Below are 16,951 nucleotides of genomic sequence, written 5' to 3' on the forward strand. Positions count from 1 at the left end.
TCCTCGACAGCAATCAGCCGCGCACGATTAATATAGACAACGATGCCGCCACCGGAGAATTGGCGCTTTTCATCGACTTCAAGGTTGAACAGGCGGGCAAGGTCGTAGGCGTTGCCGGGCTGGGCCTGAGCATGAAAGAACTGTCGGAACTGATCCACAATTACAGTTTCGGTGAGCGTGGCAAGGTCTATCTCGTGCGTTCCGACGGTCTGATCCAGGTTCATCCGGAATCGCAATTCAGCGGTAAACGCACGCTCGCAGAGCAAATTGGCGCGTCGGCAGCGCAGTCCGTCATGGGTCAAAAAGTTGCCACCAACAGCAGCTTCATCCGCGATGGCGAAGACTTTCTGGCGTTGAGCCTTCCATTGCGTGACCTCGGCTGGACCCTGGTGGCCGAAGTGCCGCAGTCGCAGATCTACGCCGAAGCCCGTAAAGCGATGTGGATGAGCAGCTTTATCGGCCTGGCAGTGGCGCTGGTTTGTCTTCTCTTGGTGGTGGTACTGGCCCGTGGCCTGGTGCGGCCGATCCGTCAGGTAACAGCGGCGCTGGTAGACATCGGTAGCGGTGGTGGAGATTTGACTCACAGGTTAGATTCCAGTCGCGCCGATGAGTTGGGAGACCTCGCACGCGGCTTCAACCGATTCCTCGACAGCCAGCGCGAAATGATCGGGGAAGTGCTCACCACCAGCGAGCGTTTGCGCACAGCAGTCAGCCAGGTGGCGAAGGTGGTCGATAACACCGCCGAGCGTTCCGGGCGTCAGCAGGAAATGACCGATATGGTCGCCACCGCTGTTCATGAGATGGGCTTGACCGTGCAGGAAATCGCGCAGAACGCCGGCAATGCGGCGTTCGCTTCGCAAACCGCCCGCGATGAAGCGATGCAGGCGCGCGAAGTGGTCAGCGGCTCGATCCGGCATATCGAAAGCATGTCCGACGAGATCGGCCTTGCCGCCAGTGCGGTGGGCGAGTTGGCGAATCAGGTGGCGTCTATCGATCAAGTCCTGGCGGTGATCCGCGGGATTTCCGAGCAGACCAACCTTCTGGCATTGAACGCCGCTATCGAAGCGGCACGCGCCGGGGACATGGGGCGCGGGTTCGCCGTGGTCGCCGATGAAGTGCGCACGCTTGCACGCCGTACGCAGTCGTCCACCGACGAGATTCAACAGATGATCGGCAGCCTCAAGCAAGGCGCGGAGAATGCGGTGTCGTCGATGCACACCGGGCAAGCGGCGACGGGTACCGGCGTGGAGTCGAGCCAGCGTACCGGCGCCTCGCTGACCGCGATCACCGGGCAGGTCGAGCGAATCAGCGACATGAATCATCAGGTGGCGACTGCGACGGAAGAACAGTCGGCGGTCACGGAAGAGATCAACCGCAACGTCCAGGGGATTTCCGATCTGGCGCGGGCGACGGCGGGAGAGGTCAGGGCTTGTCGTGAGGATTGTCAGATGTTGCAGCGCTTGGCCGATGATCTGGCGCGGCAGATGGGTGGATTCAAGTTGAGCTAAAAAAAAATCGCAGCCTCGTTTCACTCGACAGCTCCTACAGGTTCAAGCGGATCCTCTGTAGGAGCTGTCGAGTGAAACGAGGCTGCGATCCTATTTGTGGCCCTCACGCAAATCTATGTCAGATCAAAACCACTCATCCTGCATCCCGAGACACACATCATCCCGCGCCTCGAGAATCGCCAGTTCATGGTGGCAACCCGGTATTTCCCACGTCAGGAAATACCGCGCCGCCTGCAGCTTGCCCTTATAGAAGCTCACATCCGCCGCATTGCCGTTCGCTAACCCTTCCTCAGCGCGGATCGCCTGTTCCAGCCAGCGCCAGCCGATCACCGTATGTCCAAACACCTTCAGATACAGCGCCGAATTTGCCAGGCTGCTATTGACCTTGCCCTGCCCTAAATCCGTCAGTAATCCGATGGTCACCGTCTGCAGACGCGCGACCAGTTTCTCCAGCGGTTCGCGCAGTGCCGTCAATGATTCGTACGCCTGCGCGCGTTCGGCTGTATCGGCCAACAATCGAATCAACTGCTTGAGCCCCGCACCGCCGTTCTGCGCCAGCTTGCGGCCCAGCAAGTCCAGGGATTGAATGCCGTGCGTGCCTTCGTGAATCGGGTTCAAGCGGTTGTCGCGGTAATATTGCTCTACCGGATATTCGCGGGTGTAGCCGTGGCCCCCAAGAATCTGGATCGCCAGCTCATTGGCCTTGAGGCAGAACTCCGACGGCCATGATTTGACGATCGGCGTGAGCAAATCCAGCAGCTCGTGAGCGTGTTTGCGTTCGGCTTCAGTTTCAAGGGTCGTTGTGTCGTCGAACAGTCGAGCCGCGTACAGCCCCAGGTCGAACGAGCCTTCGACATAGGCTTTCTGGGTCAACAGCATGCGCTTGACGTCGGCGTGCTGGATGATCGCCACCGGCGCGGTATTTGGATCCTTGCTGTCCGGCACTCGCCCCTGCGGACGTTCGCGCGCGTATTCCAGCGAATACAGGTAACCGGCATAACCGAGCATCACCGCACCCATGCCGACGCCAATGCGCGCTTCGTTCATCATCTGAAACATGTAGCTCAAGCCCTGATGCGGCTTGCCCACCAGATAGCCGACGCACTGCCCGTTATCGCCGAAATTCAGCGCGGTGGAGGTGGTGCCGCGCCACCCCATCTTGTGGAAAAGCCCTGCCAGCAATACGTCGTTGCGCTCACCCAGGCTGCCGTCATCGTTGACGAGGAATTTCGGCACGATGAACAGTGAAATACCTTTCACCCCGGCCGGCGCATCCGGAAGTTTGGCGAGGACCATGTGCACGATGTTCTCTGACAGCGGGTGATCACCGCCGGAGATGAAGATCTTGTTGCCCTTGAGTCGATAGGTGCCGTCGGACGCAGGCTCCGCACGTGTACGAATATCCGACAACGACGAACCGGCATGCGGTTCGGTCAGCGCCATGGTGCCGAAAAAGCGGCCGTCGATCATCGGTTGCAGGAAGCGTTGCTTCTGCTCGTCAGTACCGAAGCTTTCGATCAGATTGGCCGCGCCCATGGTCAGGAACGGGTACGACGTCGAGGCTGCGTTGGCCGATTGGAAATGTGCGAAACAGGCTTGCGATAACAGCGTAGGAAGCTGCATGCCGCCAGCGTCGAAACTGCGCGCGGCGTTGAGGAAACCGGCTTCGAGGAAGGCATCCACCGCCGGTTTCACTTCCGGAATCAGAATCGCCTGACCGTTTTCATAACGCGGCTCGTTCTCGTCGTTCTTGCGATTGTGCGGGGCGAAGAACTTTTCGGCGATGCTGCGGGCGGTGCCGATCGCGGCATCGAACGTTTCGCGATTGTGCTCGGCGAAACGCTCACGCTGAGTCAGACCTTCGGCATCGAGGACTTCGTACAGCTCGAAAGCCAGATTGCGGGAACTGAGCAACGTCTCGGACATGGCGGCCTACCTGTAAAAAAGTATGCCGCAGTCTAGGAAGACTTGTCGAAATGTGGAAGGAAGATAGATGGGGGTGATGGGGCGGCACAAGCTTCAAGCTTCAAGCTACCAGTGAAGGCGGTTCGCGGGAATCGCAACTGCCTTTACTTGCGGCTTGTAGCTTGAAACTTGCAGCTATTTTTAACCGATTGTCATCAAGCTGGCATTACCACCCGCCGCAGCGGTGTTAACGCTCAACGCCCGCTCGATCACCAGACGCTCCAGTGCAATGTTGGTCTCGCCCTGTGACAACCCGTGAACGCCAACAATGGCGCCAGCACGCTTGGCCACTTGCTGGCACGTTGCGCGCAGCTGGTCGGAGTGGCCGTGGTGCAGGACTGCATCGAACACCACTTCGTCCTTGCTCCAGTCGGCGACCCGCTTGATCTTCGATTGAACGTCCTTCGGCAAACGAGCGAACACGGCCTTGGTCAGCTCAGTCTCCGGCCACACGGCCGAACCGCCGACGGCCAGGACCGCCGCCAGTTGGGTCAACAAATCGCCTTCAACGTCGGCCAGGCACAACACGTGTTCGCGCGGCAGGATAGCGTAGCTGTTGCGCTCGCCGGTCGGGCCCGCCAACTGACGAGTGATCCCGCTCTGCGACTGTGCGGCGAACTGCACGCACAGGGCGCTCAGTTCAGTCAGTTTGTGGCTGTCGGCCCACGCTTTTAATGCGGTCAGCGGTTTGCTCATGGCATCGCGCAGACGAACGTCCGGTGCCGCGATTGCATCACCGCGAGCGAAGGATTGTTCGATCGCATCGGTAGGCCGCGTCGACAACAGACGGTACAGATACAACGGACCGCCGGCTTTCGGCCCGGTACCCGACAAACCTTCGCCGCCGAACGGTTGCACGCCCACCACAGCGCCGACGATGTTGCGGTTCACGTAGACGTTACCGGCATTGACGTTGTCGATCACCTTGGCGATGGTCTCGTCGATGCGGGTGTGCACGCCCAGGGTCAAACCGTAGCCCGACGCATTGATCTGGCCGATCAACTGGTCGATGTCTTTGCGTTTGTAACGAACCACGTGAAGCACCGGACCGAAAATTTCGCGCTGCAACTCATCAAAGCTTTCCAGCTCGATCAGCGTCGGCATGACGAAGGTGCCGCGTTTGACCTCGTCGGAATCGGCGATAGCCACCTGATACACATTGCGACCTTTGTCGCGCATCGCCTGGATGTGCTTCTCGATGCCCGCCTTGGCTTCGGCGTCGATTACCGGGCCGATGTCCACGGACAGCCGCTCAGGGTTGCCGAGGCGGCATTCAGCCATGGCACCTTTGAGCATTTCGATGACACGGTCTGCCGAATCTTCCTGCAAACAGAGGACGCGCAGTGCCGAGCAACGCTGACCGGCGCTGTCGAAAGCCGACGACACCACGTCGATCACGACTTGTTCGGTCAGCGCCGAGGAATCCACGATCATTGCGTTCTGGCCACCGGTTTCGGCGATCAGCGGAATTGGGCGACCCTGTGCATCCAGACGACCGGCGACGTTGCGTTGCAGCAAGCGAGCGACTTCGGTGGATCCGGTAAACATCACGCCCTTGACTCGATCGTCGCCGACCAGACGTGCACCCACGGTTTCGCCACGGCCCGGCAGTAATTGCAGCACGCCCTCCGGAATGCCCGCTTCCAGCAGTAAACGTACGGCTTGTGCAGCGACCAGCGGGGTTTGTTCAGCAGGTTTGGCCAATACCGGGTTACCGGCAGCCAATGCCGCAGCCACTTGGCCGCTAAAGATTGCCAGCGGGAAGTTCCATGGGCTGATGCACACCACCGGACCCAGTGGGCGGTGGGCGTCATTAGTGAAATCGTTACGAGCCTGCACTGCGTAATAACGCAGGAAATCCACGGCTTCGCGCACTTCGGCGATGGCATTGGCGAAAGTCTTGCCGGCTTCGCGAGCCAACAGGCCCATCAGCGGCTGAATCTCGCCTTCCATCAAGTCGGCAGCACGCTCGAGGATCGCCGCACGTTCAGCGGGCGGGGTGGCCTGCCAGATCGGCGCGGCATTCAGGGCGCACTGGATCGCGTTGTCGACATCCTCGACGGTCGCTTCCTGGACATGGCCGACCACGTCACGCAGATCGGACGGGTTCAACACAGCTGCAGGTGTTTCGGTGCTGGAAGCGCAACCGAGCATCGGCGCCGCTTTCCAGTCGTTATGAGCGGTTGCCAGCAAAGCACAGGACAGCGAGGCCAGACGATGTTCGTTGGCCATGTCGATGCCGCTGGAGTTGGCGCGCTCGGCGCCATAAAGATCACGCGGCAGCGGGATACGCGGGTGCGGCAGGCCGAAGCCGCCTTCCAGCGTCGCCATCTGCTCGATGCTGGCCACTGGATCGGCCACCAGTTCCTGAATGGAAATGGACTGGTCGGCAATGCGGTTGACGAACGAGGTGTTCGCGCCGTTTTCCAGCAGGCGACGCACCAGGTACGCCAGCAGGGTTTCGTGAGTGCCGACCGGTGCGTACACGCGGCACGGACGATTCAGCTTGCCTTCGGAAACTTTGCCTACAACCTGTTCATAGAGCGGTTCGCCCATGCCGTGCAGGCACTGAAACTCGTACTGACCCGGGTAATAGTTCTGACCGGCGATGTGGTAAATCGCCGACAGGGTGTGGGCGTTGTGCGTAGCGAACTGCGGGTAGATGACTTCCGGTACCGACAGCAATTTGCGCGCGCATGCGATATAGGAAACGTCGGTGTACACCTTGCGGGTGTAGACCGGATAGCCTTCCAGACCTTCAACCTGGGCGCGTTTGATTTCGCTGTCCCAGTACGCGCCCTTCACCAGACGAATCATCAGGCGATGACGGCTGCGGCGAGCCAGATCGATCACGTAGTCGATCACATACGGGCAACGCTTCTGGTAAGCCTGGATGACGAAACCGATACCGTTCCAGCCGGTTAACTGCGGTTCGAAGCACAGGCGCTCCAGCAGATCCAGCGACAGCTCGAGACGATCGGCCTCTTCAGCGTCGATGTTCAGGCCGATGTCATATTGCTTGGCCAGCAAGGTCAGCGACAGCAGGCGCGGGTACAACTCTTCCATCACACGCTCGTACTGCGCACGGCTGTAACGCGGGTGCAGTGCCGACAGCTTGATGGAAATGCCCGGGCCTTCATAAATCCCACGGCCGTGGGACGCTTTACCGATCGAGTGAATGGCTTGTTCGTACGAAGCGAGGTACTTCTGCGCGTCGTGCTCGGTGAGTGCCGCTTCACCCAGCATGTCGTAGGAATAGCGGAAGCCCTTGGCTTCGAACTTGCTCGCATTGGCCAGGGCTTCGGCGATGGTTTCGCCGGTGACGAATTGCTCGCCCATCAGGCGCATGGCCATGTCGACGCCCTTGCGGATCATCGGCTCGCCGCTCTTGCCGATGATCCGGCTCAGCGACGAAGTCAGGCCGGCTTCGTTGTGGGTGGCGACCAGTTTGCCGGTCAGCAACAAGCCCCAAGTGGCAGCGTTGACGAACAGCGATGGGCTGTTGCCCAGGTGCGGATGCCAGTTACCAGTGCTGATCTTGTCGCGGATCAGGGCATCACGGGTGCCTTTGTCCGGGATACGCAGCAGCGCTTCAGCCAGGCACATCAGCGCCACGCCTTCCTGGGACGACAGGGAAAATTCCTGCAACAGGCCCTGAACAATGCCGGCACGGCCGCCGGCGCTTTTCTGATTGCGAAGTTTTTCGGCAATCGAAGCAGCCAGCTTGTTAGTGGCTTCAGCCATGGCCGCTGGCAGGCGCGCCTGCTCGATCAGCATCGGCACCACTTCCGGCTCGGGGCGACGGTAAGCGGCCGTGATGGAAGCACGCAGTACCGATTGCGGCAGGATGCTTTCGGCGAATTCGAGGAAGCACTGGTGGGCGTGATCCAGCGGCGCATCGACGTGATCGTCGGCGTCCTTGGTTAAACCGTTCAGCTCGGTCAGGGTTGCACCACCCTCGAGTTTCTCCAGGTAATTGAAAATCGCCTGTTTGATCAGCCAGTGCGGCGTGCGATCTATCGAGGTCGCGGCGGCTTTGAGGCGCTCGCGGGTCGGGTCGTCAAGTTTGACCCCAAGAGTGGTGGTAGCCATATTTTTATCCTCATGTTTGCCACGACTGCGTGGCATCAGCTGGCGGCAAGATTAGCTGCGCCCACTTCGAGGTGCAACCGGGTGCAACCCTTTTTTGTCGGATTTATCTGCAACTCGTCAGGAAATAAATTCCGGAACGAAAGTACCGCTCCTGCTTGGTGCTTTTGCTTCTAGCAGAGCCCATTAACTGCGCTAAAAGGGAGCAAAAAAGCGCGTTTGTCCGATATTTTTCATTAGGTGCAACTTATTCTCGAGAAACTGGTTGCACCTTATTTGCTTTGTTGAATAGCATTCGCGGCCAAGGTGCAACCGACTCCGAAGTCTGGTGCACCGGCTGATGGCTTTCCTGGGGAAACATCAGTCATAAATGCGTGGGTCTATAATCGTCTGTCAAACGTCATCGTTTGCGAGCGGTTTACAAATACCGCCGCTACATAAAAACAAAGCCAGGGCGTAACTCAATGAGCGTTAGCAATCCAACCTTGATCACCTTCGTGATCTACATCGCAGCAATGGTGCTGATCGGCTTGATGGCCTATCGCTCCACCAACAACCTTTCCGACTACATTCTGGGCGGTCGCAGCCTGGGCAGCGTGGTGACTGCATTGTCCGCCGGCGCCTCCGACATGAGTGGCTGGTTGTTGATGGGCCTGCCGGGCGCCATTTACATGTCCGGTCTGTCCGAAAGCTGGATCGCCATCGGCCTGATCGTCGGTGCTTACCTGAACTGGCTGTTCGTCGCCGGGCGTCTGCGCGTGCAGACCGAGCACAATGGCGATGCATTGACCCTGCCGGATTATTTTTCCAGCCGATTCGAAGATAACAGCGGCCTGCTGCGGATTATCTCTGCAGTCGTGATCCTGGTGTTCTTCACCATCTATTGCGCCTCCGGCATCGTTGCTGGCGCTCGTCTGTTCGAAAGCACCTTTGGCATGTCCTACGGGACTGCGTTGTGGGCCGGTGCTGCGGCGACGATTGCCTACACCTTTATCGGCGGATTCCTGGCCGTGAGCTGGACCGACACCGTACAAGCTACGTTGATGATTTTCGCGCTGATTCTGACGCCGATCATCGTCCTGCTGGCCACCGGTGGCGTCGACACCACGTTCCTGGCGATCGAAGCACAGGATCCAAGCAATTTCGACATGCTCAAGGGCACAACCTTCATCGGCATCATTTCGCTGATGGGCTGGGGTCTGGGCTACTTCGGCCAGCCGCATATCCTGGCGCGCTTCATGGCTGCTGATTCGGTGAAATCGATTGCCAAGGCACGTCGCATCTCCATGGCCTGGATGATCCTGTGCCTGGTCGGCACCGTGGCTGTAGGTTTCTTCGGTATCGCTTACTTCTCGGCCCACCCGGAAGTTGCAGGTCCCGTGACTGAAAACCCTGAGCGCGTGTTCATCGAACTGGCCAAGCTTCTGTTCAACCCATGGGTTGCCGGTGTGTTGCTGTCGGCCATTCTGGCTGCGGTCATGAGCACCTTGAGCTGCCAGTTGCTGGTGTGCTCGAGCGCCCTGACTGAAGACTTTTACAAAGCCTTCATCCGCAAAACCGCCTCCCAGGTTGAACTGGTCTGGGTTGGCCGCTTGATGGTGCTGCTGGTAGCCTTGATCGCCATCGCGCTGGCCGCTAACCCGGAAAACCGCGTACTGGGTCTGGTCAGCTATGCCTGGGCTGGTTTCGGTGCTGCGTTCGGTCCGGTCGTGCTGATTTCCGTGATCTGGAAAGACATGACCCGTAACGGCGCACTGGCAGGCATCCTGGTGGGCGCGATCACCGTGATCGTGTGGAAACACTTCGAGCTGCTCGGTTTGTACGAAATCATCCCGGGCTTCATCTTCGCCAGCCTGGCGATCTACTTCGTCAGCAAAATGGGCGCGCCGACTCAAGGCATGCTTCAGCGTTTTGAGGCGGCCGAGGCTGATTACCGCCTGAACAAGTGAAATGCGGTGCTGATGCTTTGAGCGTTTGCTGAACCGCAAAACGGTCCGTTTCCATCTGGAGACGGGCCGTTTTTTTTGGCTTCTCCGGATTGGATGTGCGGCGTACGGTTTTGCGGTCGCTTGGGGATCGCGGCGGCCCCCGCCACTCAGCCGCCACCCCCTGACGTTCGTCGCCGTACAAGGTAAACTCACCGGCCTTCGCAGGAGCAATCATGAATTATCGTCACGCCTTCCACGCCGGCAATCACGCCGATGTGTTCAAACACCTGACTCTGACCCGCCTCATCGCCTTGATGTCGCGCAAGGAGCAGCCGTTTGCCTATCTCGACACGCACGCCGGTATTGGTCTGTATGACCTGCAGGGCGATCAGGCCAGTCGTACCGGTGAGTACCTGGAAGGCATTGGGCGTTTGTGGGATCAACCCGACCTGCCGGCGTTGACCGCTGATTACATGAAGGTTCTGCACGACATGAACCCGGATGGCCAACTTCGTTATTACCCGGGATCGCCGGAATTGGCGCGGCGTCTGACTCGACCGCAGGATCGGGTGATGCTTAACGAGAAACATCCGCAAGACGGGTTGTTGCTCAAGGAAAACATGGCCGGTGACCGTCGTGTGAAGGTACATCTGGGCGAGGGCTGGCATGTGCCGCGTGCGATGTTGCCGATCCAGGAGAAGCGGGCGGTGATGTTGATTGATCCGCCGTTTGAGCAGCTGGATGAGATGCAACGCTGTGCGGCGTCGCTGAAAGAGGCGATCGGGCGGATGCGTCAAACCGTGGCAGCGATCTGGTACCCGGTGAAGGATCAGCGCATGTTGCGTCGTTTCTACCAGGACCTGGCCGGCACGGGCGCGCCGAAGTTGTTACGAGTGGAGTTGCTGGTGCATCCGCTGGACACGCCGAACAGCTTGAACGGCTCGGGATTGGCGATTGCGAATCCGCCGTGGGGGCTGGAAGAGGAGTTGCGTGAGTTGCTGCCGTGGTTGTCGAAGAAACTTGGGCAGACTCAGGGTGGCTGGCAGATGGATTGGTTAATTGCCGAGTAGCAGCGGCAAGTTGCAAGCGGCAAGCTACAAGTAAAAGCGAAGTACGCGAGGCATTTCGCTTGCAGCTTGAAGCTTGCCGCTTGCCGCTATTTTTAGATCGGGCAAGTCACGCCTGTGCCGCCAATCCCGCAATACCCTTCCGGATTTTTTGCCAGATACTGCTGGTGATACGTCTCAGCGAAATACACCGTCGGCGCTTCTTCGATTTCGGTGGTGATTTCCCCTTTGCCAGCCTTGGTCAACTCAGTCTGGAACACTTGGGCACTGTGTTTGGCCGCTTGCAGTTGGGTCGGATTTGTCGCGTAGATCACCGAGCGGTACTGAGTGCCTATGTCATTGCCCTGGCGCATGCCCTGGGTCGGGTTGTGCAATTCCCAAAACATTTTCAGCAGCTCGTCATAGCTGACTTTCGCTGGCTCGTAGACCACCAGTACCACTTCGCTGTGGCCGGTCAGGCCTGAGCAGACTTCTTCATACGTCGGGTTCGGCGTAAAGCCGCCCGCGTAACCCACGACCGTGCTGACTACGCCTTCGCGCTGCCAGAACTTGCGTTCTGCGCCCCAAAAGCAGCCGAGTCCGAAGATCGCGAAATCCACATCAGTAACGAATGGGCCCAGCAGCGGTGCGTCGTGGACGAAATGTTTTTCCGGCAAAGACATCGGAGTTTCGCGGCCCGGCAAAGCTTGTTCTTTAGTCGGGAGCACGTTTTTGTTCACCAGAATTTCCGAGCGCAGGACCATTATCAGTCTCCTCAGTCAGGTTGAATGTGAATTGTCAGACACGCAGTTTGCCCAATGCCGGCCGGTTACGCACTACTCCTGTAGGAGCGAACTGTGGCGCCACAGTGTGCTGTCAGGCGAGCGGGCCGCGCGGGTAGCGCTTGAGCTTTTCGATCAGCTCAGAACCCGGTATCGGACGGTCGAACAGGTAGCCTTGGCCCACATCGCAGCGGTGACGGCGCAGGAAGGCCAACTGCTCGGCTGTCTCGATCCCTTCAGCCACGACTTTGAGTTTCAGGTTGTGGGCCATGGCGATCACGGCTGAAGTGATCTCCATATCGTCTTGGTTGTCCGGGATTTCGTGGATGAAGCTTCGATCAATCTTGATGATGTCGATCGGGAATTTTTTCAGGTAGCTGAGCGACGAGTAACCGGTGCCAAAGTCATCCATGGCAAGCGTCAGCCCGAGGCGCTTGAGCTGGTCGAGCTGCAAGTGCGTGTCTTCAGTGGCTTCCAGTAACAGCCCTTCAGTCAGCTCCAGCTCAAGCAGCCGGCCTGGCAGCGCTTCTTCCTTGAGAATATTGGCAATCGAAGCGACAAGGTCCGGGTCGGAAAACTGTTTCGGTGACAGGTTGATCGCGACCTGAAGATCGCCCAGGCCTGCGGCGGACAGTTCTTTGCTCATCCGACAAGCCTGGCGCGCAATCCATTTGCCGATCGGGATGATCAGCCCGGTTTCTTCGGCGACGCTGATGAACTGGTCCGGGCGGATCATGCCTTTTTCCGGATGATTCCAGCGCAGCAGTGCTTCCATCCCCAGCAATCGGCCGCTGCGCAGGCACAACTTGGGCTGGTAGAACACGTCCAGCTCGTTTTGAGTCAGGGCACGCCGCAAGTTGTTCTCGACAAAGAGTTTGTAACTGGCCTCCGCGTTCAACGCTTCGGTGAACACCTGAACCTGATGTTTGCCGTTGGCCTTGGCCCTGTGCAGCGCGAGGCCGGCGTTACGCATCAAGGTCTGCGGATCGCGGCCGTGCAGCGGCGCACAGGAAAGCCCGACGGAACCGGTCACGCTGATCAGTTGGTTGTCGACGAACATCGGCTTGTCGAGCGTCGCCAGCAATTGATTGGCAATGCGCTGACCTTCCGCCAGGTCAGTGTTGTCCAGCAGTACCGCGAATTCGTTACTGGCGAAACGTGCCAGGCTGCCGCTCGGGCTCAGGCTGTTGCGCAGGCGTCGGGCGAGGCTGATCAGCAGTTTGTCGCCGGTCTGATGGCCGAGGCTGTCGTTGATGCGCTTGAAATTGTCGATGTCCACCAGCAACAGGCAGATCGGGGTATCAGTGTCGCGAGCAAAGCGTTCATCGAGGTTGCGAATGAACGAGGGGCGATTGCCGAGGTTGGTCAGGTTGTCCGTGTAGGCCAAACGTTCGATACGCTGTTGCGCGAGTTTGGTCTGAGTGATGTCTTCGTAGATGCCGATGTAATGCGTCAGCTCGCGGTTATCACCATAGACCTTGGAAATCGACAACTGGCCCCAGTACGGTTCGAGGTTTTTCCGCCGGCTTTTGAATTCGCCCTGCCAGCTGTTGCTCTTGGCCAATGCCGAAGGGGCGTCGAACAGGAGTTCGCTGAGGTTCTCCAGAGCCGGTAGTTCCGACAGCCGCTGGCCGTGGACTTCTTCGGTGGTGTACTGCGTGATCGCCGTGAAACTGGGGTTGACGTATTCGACTACGCCGTCGCAATTGACCAGCAAAAAGGCGTTGGCGCTTTGTTCCACGGCGCGCTGGAACAAGTGCAGAGCGCTGGTGGCGGTGCGGCGGTTATGGTTGTTGATGACTTGAGCAAACTGGTCGGCGAGCTCACCCGCAAAGGCAATTTCGTCGGATTGCCAGGCTCGGGTGGCGCCGATCTGTTCCAGGCACAACACGCCGACCACTTGCCCATCGACGCGGATGCTGGCGTCGAGCATGGCGTTCACGTCGCAAGGTCGCAGACTTTCAGCCATGCTTCGGGTGCGCGGATCGTGCAGTGCATTGTGCGCGTCGATCGCGCGGCTGCTCTGTAGCGCTTCGAGATAATCAGGGAAGCTACTGACGTCAATCGGTTCGGGCATCAGATATTCGCCCGAGGCGCGATGGTACGCCGATATCGGCACCAGCATCGAACCATCGAGATTCCAAAGGCTGGCGCAATCGATTTTGTAAATGTCGCAGGCGCTGCGAGTGATCAGTTTGGCGGCTTCCTGCAAGGAGTTGCCGCTGCTGTAGCGCTGGCGAGTCAGCAGCAGGATCAGATCCTGCTGCGCGCGCACGCGATCCAGATGCAGCAACTGTTCCTGCTGCGCACGCTGATTGAGCTCGAGGGCGATCTGCAGGCGCGAATTCTGGGTCTCGAGATCGAGCGCGGCAGCCAGCGGCTCGCCCTCCAGTACTCCATCAATAACCATCAAATAGCCGCGCAACAGGTGCCGATTGTGTTGGCGGTAACCTTCGCCAACTTCTAGCAGGCTCAACGACCCGGCTGCTGTGTGCAGGGTATAGCGAATCAGATAGTGCGGGCTTTGCGTCAGTTGCTGCTGGACAGCGTCGTGAAGTTGATAGCGCGCTTCAGGCTCCATCAGGCTGGCGTAGGGCGAGCCGATCAGTGCACAGAGCTCAACGGCCGGCAAGCCGAACTGGCGCTCGCAATTGGGATCGAGAAACAGCAGCGCCCAGCTAGGTTCATTCAGCCGTTCGAAACGCAGCATGCCGAGCCGCGAGGGCACGGGCAATTGCGTCACTACCTCGGCCACCATACGGCTGGTGGCATCAGGTTGGCTTTTCATAGGGAGGGAAACTCGCTTCGATTTATGCTGATCGCGCCGGGCTCTCGCCCTCTTTTCTGTTGTCTGCGGCAAGGTTGCATCATTGCAATACCGACTGACAAGAGACATGAAGGCCAAGTGCTATAAGAATATGTCGGCAGGCGAAGGGAATTCTCCAGTGCGCGGCTCAAACTAATGGTTTCAGCGGAAAAATTATCGAAGCGTTATCGCTGTCGACTGCAGTAATTTGCAGTCGCGATCGTGGTAATTGACGTGCATCTGCTCGGCATCAACCACCAAGTGGGCGAAGTTATCCTGGCTGATCACCGGGCTGGTCAATTCATGTCGGTAATCGCCCGCCGCAGTTCTGGCCAAGGGCTGGTCCAGAATGAATGTCGATGCCTTGGCGTATGGCAGCATTTTGCTGTTGCACAGGGGCGACGACACGATGGTGTGCACCTCAAACTGCGGGTCTTCACTGTGGGTCAGTCGACTGGTAAGGGAGCCATGCACATCGCCAGAGATGAAGAAGACGTTTTTGAGCTGGTGCGTACGGATGGTTTCCAGCAGCCGCAGGCGTTGTTCGGGAAAAGCCTTCCAGGCGTCATCGCCCTGGCTTTTGCTGTCGGGGTAGAACATGACACTGGTAACCACCAATTTTACCCGCGCCGGGCTGTTGATCAGCCATTCGCACAGGGCTAGCTCTTGTTCTACGTCGAGGATGCGCCGGTTATCCGCTGACAGATTTCTGCGAGTGCGGCTGTCGGTGACAAACCATTCGATATCGCCATGGGCAAACTGGTACCAATAACGTTCCAGATTCACATTGATTTTGCCATCGGCCAATAGCGCATGCGCCGGACTGTGACTGGCTTGGTAGAGTTCATAAGCGGCAATTGCATTTTTGTACAGGAACTCATCATTGTCATTCTTGTTGGCAGGCCAGTTATCTTCAATTTCATGGTCGTCCAGTATCATGTAAGTGGATACGCCCGACATCAACTTGCTTATATGTGGCTGAGAGAAGGCTGTACGATATTTTCTTAGTATGTCTTTAAGTTCACGGTCGGGCGCAATAATATTCAAGTCGTCGACGTATATTTGATCACCGGTCATTATTATTGCGCTGATGGCAGGTTCTGCACGCTGTGCCAACTTATTGATCGACGCAAAAATACGGTCTCCTACATGCGGCGCCGAAGCGATCCCGGCAGTCATCCGCAAGTACCGGCAAGAACCTACGATATAAGCCCTTGGAGCTTCGAGTTGGTCCGACAGTGTGCGAAATCGGTAAATCTCCTTTGGCCATTGCAGCGGCAGTTCCTGCACCGAATCTACCGTGTGCGTCGGGTTCATGAGGCTGAACCAGCCAGCCTGGTATTCATATTGCGTATTGGCCGCAAGACCATTTAATGCAATGACGTCAGTCATATCCCGCGAGGAAGACAGTTGTGTAAAAATGCTTTTCGTCCACTGCTCTTCATGAACTCGCCGATAACGAATGCCCGCAAATGTCACGGCGTTTTGTTGATGTTCGCCGCGCAGAAAAATACGTGCGTGCTCAGAGGTGGTGTGGCCAGTGATTGGTCCGACGGTAGGTTTAAGCATGATCGAGTCCATTCGAAGTCTGGTTGATTTCAGGGTTTACTTGTCTTGAAAACTTGACCAAGCCTAAGTATTGAACCCTGAAAAAAACCGAGCCGAAATGGATACGGGTTGTAGGTGATGTTAGCTACAAAAGTAGGAAACAGTTTCACTGTTATAAAAAGCAGGCAAAAAAAAGCCCCGCCAGGTTGACGGGGTTGAGGTACGAGCGTGGCGCTCGGAAAACGTGGATTGCAACAGGCCCTCCAGTGAAGGAGGGCCGGTCGCTGTTACAACAGGATGGTGCGGATGTCGGCCAGCAGGTCGCTCAGGCGCTTGGTGAAACGTGCAGCCGCAGCGCCGTTGATCACGCGGTGATCGTAGGAAAGCGACAGTGGCAGCATCAGTTTCGGCTGGAAGGCTTTGCCGTCCCAGACTGGTTGGATGGTTGCCTTGGAAACGCCGAGAATCGCCACTTCCGGCGCGTTGACGATCGGCGTGAAGCCGGTACCGCCAATGTGCCCGAGACTGGAAATGGTAAAACAGGCGCCTTGCATGTCGTCAGCGGTGAGCTTCTTGTCGCGGGCTTTCGCGGCCAGCGCAGCGGCTTCGGCTGCCAGTTGCAACAGGCTCTTCTGATCGACGTTCTTGATGACCGGTACCAGCAGGCCTTCAGGGGTGTCGACCGCAAAGCCGATGTTCACGTACTTCTTGCGGATGATTGCCTTGCCGCTTGGGGCCAGCGAACTGTTGAAGTCCGGCAGTTCCTTGAGCAGGTGCGCGCAGGATTTAAGCAGCAGCGGCAGGATGGTCAGTTTGACGCCAGCCTTCTCTGCAACGGCTTTCTGAGCGATACGGAACGCTTCCAGGTCGGTGATATCAGCCGAATCGAACTGAGTCACGTGCGGAATGTTCAGCCAGCTGCGGTGCAGGCTGGATGCGCCGATCTGCATCAGGCGGGTCATCGGCACCTCTTCGGTTTCACCGAAGCGGCTGAAGTCCACGACCGGAATCGGCGGGATGCCCGCGCCGCCGGTTGCGCCAGCAGCGGCCGGTGCTTCCTTGGCCTTTTGCATCATGGCTTTGACGTAAACCTGCACGTCTTCTTTCAGGATGCGACCGTGCGGGCCACTGGCGCCGACGGCGTTCAACTCGACGCCGAACTCGCGAGCCAGCTGGCGTACAGCAGGGCCAGCGTGAACCTTGGCGCCCGGCTTGGCTGGTGCAGCGGCAGGTACAGCCGGTGCCGTAGCAGCAGGTGCAGGTGCAGGTGCAGCGGCAG

General features: G+C 58.3%; 9 protein-coding genes. 3 read left to right on the top strand and 6 right to left on the bottom strand.

Translation table 11 applies throughout. The features are described 5' to 3' along the window. On the top strand, positions 1-1,508 hold a 1,508-nt coding region (locus tag F8N12_RS26315; protein WP_150582994.1), incomplete at its 5' end, for a methyl-accepting chemotaxis protein. Between the two features lie 123 nt (positions 1,509-1,631). Here the strand turns inward: F8N12_RS26315 and F8N12_RS26320 are convergent. Both F8N12_RS26320 and putA read right to left on the bottom strand, forming a co-directional pair. Beyond that, positions 1,632-3,434 (bottom strand): acyl-CoA dehydrogenase, encoded by a 1,803-nt coding sequence (locus tag F8N12_RS26320; RefSeq protein WP_150582995.1) that lies wholly within the window; start codon positions 3,432-3,434, stop codon positions 1,632-1,634. Positions 3,435-3,614: 180 nt separating this feature from the next. Beyond that, positions 3,615-7,565, bottom strand: coding sequence for a trifunctional transcriptional regulator/proline dehydrogenase/L-glutamate gamma-semialdehyde dehydrogenase (gene putA / locus F8N12_RS26325; RefSeq protein ID WP_150582996.1), 3,951 nt, complete (start codon positions 7,563-7,565; stop codon positions 3,615-3,617). A 461-nt stretch (positions 7,566-8,026) separates the two neighbouring features. On the opposite strand from putA, the gene putP reads away from it, so the two are divergent. After that, positions 8,027-9,511 carry a sodium/proline symporter PutP gene (gene putP / locus F8N12_RS26330; protein ID WP_150582997.1) on the top strand — a complete coding sequence of 495 codons (1,485 nt, stop codon included), beginning with the start codon at positions 8,027-8,029 and terminating at the stop codon, positions 9,509-9,511. Between the two features lie 212 nt (positions 9,512-9,723). Next, a complete protein-coding gene (locus F8N12_RS26335) occupies positions 9,724-10,560 on the top strand; it encodes a 23S rRNA (adenine(2030)-N(6))-methyltransferase RlmJ (protein ID WP_150582998.1) in 837 nt (278 codons plus the stop codon). Positions 10,561-10,652: 92 nt separating this feature from the next. On the opposite strand, the gene msrA is transcribed toward F8N12_RS26335, so the two are convergent. The 4 genes from msrA to F8N12_RS26355 form a co-directional block, all read right to left on the bottom strand. Beyond that, entirely contained in the window at positions 10,653-11,300 is a 648-nt protein-coding gene (gene msrA, locus F8N12_RS26340) for a peptide-methionine (S)-S-oxide reductase MsrA (protein WP_150582999.1), read from the bottom strand. Positions 11,301-11,412: 112 nt separating this feature from the next. Next, positions 11,413-14,106, bottom strand: a complete 2,694-nt coding sequence (locus F8N12_RS26345) for a putative bifunctional diguanylate cyclase/phosphodiesterase (RefSeq protein ID WP_150583000.1) — start codon at positions 14,104-14,106, stop codon at positions 11,413-11,415. 192 nt (positions 14,107-14,298) lie between these two features. Then, positions 14,299-15,693: an alkaline phosphatase D family protein gene (locus F8N12_RS26350; protein WP_150583001.1), complete on the bottom strand. Its 1,395-nt coding sequence runs from the start codon at positions 15,691-15,693 to the stop codon at positions 14,299-14,301. A gap of 266 nt (positions 15,694-15,959) precedes the next feature. Continuing rightward, the coding region (locus F8N12_RS26355; protein WP_191623224.1) for a 2-oxo acid dehydrogenase subunit E2 at positions 15,960-16,951 on the bottom strand (992 nt) is incomplete at its 5' end.

This window comes from Pseudomonas fluorescens (assembly GCF_902497625.1).
Lineage (GTDB): Bacteria > Pseudomonadota > Gammaproteobacteria > Pseudomonadales > Pseudomonadaceae > Aquipseudomonas > Aquipseudomonas fluorescens_BQ.

Coding starts and splice junctions, on each gene's coding strand:
- F8N12_RS26320 (WP_150582995.1), bottom strand. CDS start 3,434: ATGTCCGAGACGTTGCTCAGTTCCCGCAATCTGGCTTTCGAGCTGTAC.
- putA (WP_150582996.1), bottom strand. CDS start 7,565: ATGGCTACCACCACTCTTGGGGTCAAACTTGACGACCCGACCCGCGAG.
- putP (WP_150582997.1), top strand. CDS start 8,027: ATGAGCGTTAGCAATCCAACCTTGATCACCTTCGTGATCTACATCGCA.
- F8N12_RS26335 (WP_150582998.1), top strand. CDS start 9,724: ATGAATTATCGTCACGCCTTCCACGCCGGCAATCACGCCGATGTGTTC.
- msrA (WP_150582999.1), bottom strand. CDS start 11,300: ATGGTCCTGCGCTCGGAAATTCTGGTGAACAAAAACGTGCTCCCGACT.
- F8N12_RS26345 (WP_150583000.1), bottom strand. CDS start 14,106: ATGAAAAGCCAACCTGATGCCACCAGCCGTATGGTGGCCGAGGTAGTG.
- F8N12_RS26350 (WP_150583001.1), bottom strand. CDS start 15,693: ATGCTTAAACCTACCGTCGGACCAATCACTGGCCACACCACCTCTGAG.